Genomic DNA, 3,576 nt, shown 5'->3' on the forward strand with positions numbered 1-3,576 from the left:
TTTTACCGTAACAGTACCTTATCGAGCGGTATCTTAAAGACGGCGACCAAGTTAAACGCTGAAGCGAAAGAAAAGGTGCGAAGCGAGTGGGAAAAGCTAAATAGCGGAAAGGACAACCAAGGAAAAATCGCGGTCTTGGACGTAGGCTTAGACTTTCAGCAACTTGGCATGCCGCTTGATCAGGCCCAGTTTTTAGATACGCAAAAATTCGGCATTACGGAAGTGGCCAAAGTCTATCGAGTACCGCCGCATAAGCTGGCACAACTTGACAGAGCGACCTACGCTAACGCCGAAGCCATGGGGCTCGACTACATTAAAACCACCCTGCTACCGATATTTACACAATGGGAACAGGAAATAAACTACAAGCTCTTTACCGAAACGGAAAGGGCTTCTTTTTATGTCAAATTTAACGCAGCGGCAGAACTTCGCGGTGATAGTACCGCCCGTGCCGGATACTACCGAGACATGCTAAATAACGGCATCTACACCATCAACGAAATCCGTGAGATGGAAGAAATGGACGGCATCGGTAAGAACGGCGACCAGCATTTCGTGTCGCTGAACTATACCACACTCGATCAAGTCGGACAACAAACTGCATCGAAAGGAGGTGAGGGGGAAAATGGACAACAAAACGAATAAATTAAGCTATCTTACGGTGAAAAACGAGACGCCTCAGTCGGCCGAGGTGTACATCCACGGCGATATCGTCGACGATGATATGAAGGCGTGGTTGTCGGACTGTGACGGAAAGACCTTTGCCGGGTACGTGCTGCCGGTTGATGTACGAGAAAAGCTCGAAAGCTTACAAGGAAAAGACCTTACGATTTACATCAATTCAGACGGTGGTAGCGTTCCGGCGGGGATGGCTATTGCCAATATGATAAAACGGCACGACGGGCACACCGTAGGTGTGGTAGATGGGTGGGCGGCTTCCATTGCCAGCGTTATCTTCATGGCCTGCGATGACCTTTACATGCCTAAGAACACGTTTCTCATGATTCATAAACCGAGCGCCATGGCGATGGGGGATTCGGACGATATGCTGCGAGTGGCTAGATGCTTGATACGGTGCAAGAAGGTATCGAGCAGGTGTATTTAGAGCGCGCTAAAGAAGGCGTAACGGCCGAAGAGATTCGTAAGGCTGTAGAGGCCGAAACCTGGTACACGGCCGCTGAAGCCTCTGAGGTGTTCGACATTACCGTAAAAGATACGAGCGTACAGCTCGTGGCCTGCAGCAAGGGGCTTTCCTTTAAGACTATGCCCGAGGCGGTAAAAAACGCCAAAACGGCAACAGATAAGAAGCAGCCGCCTGAAAAAGAAAATTTGCAAGACGATATTAAAAACCGCAAGAGAAAACTTGCCATTGAACTTGAGTTACTGACTTAAGGAGGAACCTGTTATGACAGAACAAGAAAGACAGTTGCGCCAGGATATGGCCAAAAAACAAGCGTATATCCAGGACTTATTGAAAGACAACCGACTGGATGAAGCCGAGTCTGCGACGAATGAATTAAAAGAATTGCGGCGTCAATTCGACGTGCTGCAGACGGTAGCCGATACGGTGCCGGGAGTCGCTGCTTCCTCGGTTACAAAACAAGAAGACGAAAAAGACGTGGATATGACACACGTTGTTGCGCAGCTTCTTAGAAATAAAGGCAACCTGTTAACGCCGCAGGAAGTAAAAGCGGCGCGCGGTATGGCCGTTTCGAACGTCGCCGGGAATTTAAACGAAGGCACCAATGAACAGGGCGGCTTTATTGTACCGGTAGACGCACAGACAAAAATTAATGAATTAAAGCGTACCTTAAATCCCCTTTCTTCTATTGTACGCGTTGAAAACGTCAATACCATGTCGGGGACGCGCGTGATGGAAAAGGCGGCCGACATTACGGCGTTTGCGCCGGTCGCTGAATTTGCCACTATCGGGGAAACGGATGCCCCGAAGTTCACGCAAGTTAAGTACCTTATCAAAAAGTACGCCGGTATTTTGCCGATGTCTGAAGAACTCTTGGCCGATACGGACCAGGACCTTTTAAATTATGTATATCGCTGGCTGGCTAAAAAGTCGGTCATTACGGAAAACGCACAGATTTTAGCACTCTTAAAGACGCTTACGAAAGCGCCTCTTACGAGTATCGACTCGGTAAAAGACGTCTTAAATGTGACTCTCGATCCGGCCATTTCCTTGCTTTCGTCCGTCGTGACGAACCAGGACGGATTTAATTACCTGGATAAGCAAAAAGATAGCGAAGGTCGCTATCTCTTACAGCCCAATCCCTTGGATTCGACGCAAAAGATGCTCTTTGGAAAGTCCGTTACGGTCCTGTCCAATAAGGTGCTGCCGACGGATGCCGCCGGTGGGACGAAAAAAGCACCCCTTCTTATCGGTAGTTTTGAAGACGCCGTTGTCTTGTTCGACCGCCGGGCGACCACGTTAGTCGGTACGAGTATCGGTGGCGACGCGTGGAAGCGCGACAGCTTTGATATCAAAGCCGTTATGCGTTTTGATGTACAGAAATTCGACGACCAGGCCGTGGTTTACGGCGAATTGGCACTGTCGTAGGAGGCTTTTATGGTACTACTGGATGACGTGAAACTTTATCTGCGCGTGGATGGCCAAGATGAGGATTCGGTCATCCAAGGCCTAATAGAGGCCGCCAAGCAGTATATACAAACGGGTACGGGCGTTACGTTTTCAGAGACGAACGCCCGCCATCTGTTAACGTTAAAGATGATAGTAGCGCATTGGTATGACCATAGAGGGCTTGTAGGAAGCGATTCTGAAATGCCTTTTACCGTCACGGCGCAACTACTTCAAATCGAAGCTGAAAGGAGCGATTAGGATGAACGCAAAAGTCATTCAAGACTGCATATACCAAAACACATTCTATAAAGAAGGCGATATCGTCACGGGGAGCGATAACGAGTTACAAGAAATCCTTGATTTCGGGTATGCCGAGGTCTACGACGGGCCGATTGAAGCCCCGAAGGAAGAAGAGCCTGTAGAAGAAACCCCGATAGAAGAGCCCGAAAGTGACGGTAAAAAGACCGCCAAAAAGTAGGTGAGCGGTGTGACTACGGTATCGGATTTAAAAAGCCGCATAGAACTGTATCGCTTGCAGTTAACACCTGACGGGCAAGGCGGGTACGATGAAACGTATGTACGAGTAGGTACGGTTTGGGCACAGATACATCGGCCCCGATTCTGGGAACCCGAGGCAGGCGGAGGTCCTGCCACCGCCATTACCCGGGCATTACGATTCGCTACCGAAAAGAGGTAGCCTCTGATTGGCGTGTTCGGTACCAACACACGGAGTACCGGGTACTTCACATTGAATACGGGGAAAAACGAGATGTTATGACCTTAACGTGCACGGCTGTGAGCCATCACGGATAGGAGGGGCTATGTATCTTCGAACGAATTTAGATGAAGAAACCTTTAGAGCCGTAGCCGATATCACGCAATTTGACGCTCTTACGCAAGAACGACTGCGAGACGTCATAAGACAAAAGGCCGCCGAAGTACAGCAGAGGGCAATTACGATGGCCCCGAAGAACACGGGGCGGCTT

General features: G+C 49.4%; 8 protein-coding genes. All 8 read left to right on the forward strand.

Annotation, left to right across the window (positions count from 1 at the left end):
• Positions 1 to 645 (forward strand): phage portal protein (locus HMPREF9429_RS03615; protein ID WP_006941737.1); only part of this gene is annotated, 645 nt, incomplete at its 5' end.
• Complete coding sequence (locus HMPREF9429_RS09100; protein WP_006941738.1) at positions 626 to 1,105, forward strand: head maturation protease, ClpP-related; 480 nt, start codon at positions 626 to 628, stop codon at positions 1,103 to 1,105. The genes HMPREF9429_RS03615 and HMPREF9429_RS09100, both read left to right, overlap by 20 nt.
• The gene (locus tag HMPREF9429_RS09105) at positions 1,096 to 1,392 is read left to right on the forward strand and encodes a Clp protease/crotonase-like domain-containing protein (protein ID WP_006941739.1); all 297 of its coding nucleotides are present in this window, start codon (positions 1,096 to 1,098) and stop codon (positions 1,390 to 1,392) included. Before HMPREF9429_RS09100 ends, HMPREF9429_RS09105 begins: the two co-directional genes overlap by 10 nt.
• Before the next feature lie 13 nt (positions 1,393 to 1,405).
• Complete coding sequence (locus tag HMPREF9429_RS03625; protein ID WP_006941740.1) at positions 1,406 to 2,569, forward strand: phage major capsid protein; 1,164 nt, start codon at positions 1,406 to 1,408, stop codon at positions 2,567 to 2,569.
• Positions 2,570 to 2,578: 9 nt separating this feature from the next.
• Positions 2,579 to 2,848 (forward strand): head-tail connector protein, encoded by a 270-nt coding sequence (locus HMPREF9429_RS03630; protein ID WP_006941742.1) that lies wholly within the window; start codon positions 2,579 to 2,581, stop codon positions 2,846 to 2,848.
• Position 2,849: 1 nt separating this feature from the next.
• Complete coding sequence (locus HMPREF9429_RS03635) at positions 2,850 to 3,068, forward strand: hypothetical protein (RefSeq protein ID WP_006941743.1); 219 nt, start codon at positions 2,850 to 2,852, stop codon at positions 3,066 to 3,068.
• Between the two features lie 9 nt (positions 3,069 to 3,077).
• On the forward strand, positions 3,078 to 3,287 hold the full coding sequence (locus HMPREF9429_RS09155; protein ID WP_006941744.1) for a phage head completion protein: 210 nt from the start codon (positions 3,078 to 3,080) through the stop codon (positions 3,285 to 3,287).
• Positions 3,266 to 3,403 (forward strand): phage head closure protein, encoded by a 138-nt coding sequence (locus HMPREF9429_RS09425; RefSeq protein WP_407080987.1) that lies wholly within the window; start codon positions 3,266 to 3,268, stop codon positions 3,401 to 3,403. The genes HMPREF9429_RS09155 and HMPREF9429_RS09425 overlap by 22 nt, the downstream gene beginning before the upstream one ends.
• The last annotated feature ends 173 nt before the right edge of the window (positions 3,404 to 3,576 follow it).

Source organism: Megasphaera micronuciformis F0359 (genome assembly GCF_000165735.1).
In the GTDB taxonomy this organism is placed as follows: domain Bacteria; phylum Bacillota; class Negativicutes; order Veillonellales; family Megasphaeraceae; genus Megasphaera; species Megasphaera micronuciformis.

What these genes read in the sequence shown, in the direction of transcription:
- HMPREF9429_RS03635 (WP_006941743.1), top strand. Translation starts at nt 2,850, where the DNA reads ATGAACGCAAAAGTCATTCAAGACTGCATATACCAAAACACATTCTAT.
- HMPREF9429_RS03630 (WP_006941742.1), top strand. Translation starts at nt 2,579, where the DNA reads ATGGTACTACTGGATGACGTGAAACTTTATCTGCGCGTGGATGGCCAA.
- HMPREF9429_RS03625 (WP_006941740.1), top strand. Translation starts at nt 1,406, where the DNA reads ATGACAGAACAAGAAAGACAGTTGCGCCAGGATATGGCCAAAAAACAA.
- HMPREF9429_RS09100 (WP_006941738.1), top strand. Translation starts at nt 626, where the DNA reads ATGGACAACAAAACGAATAAATTAAGCTATCTTACGGTGAAAAACGAG.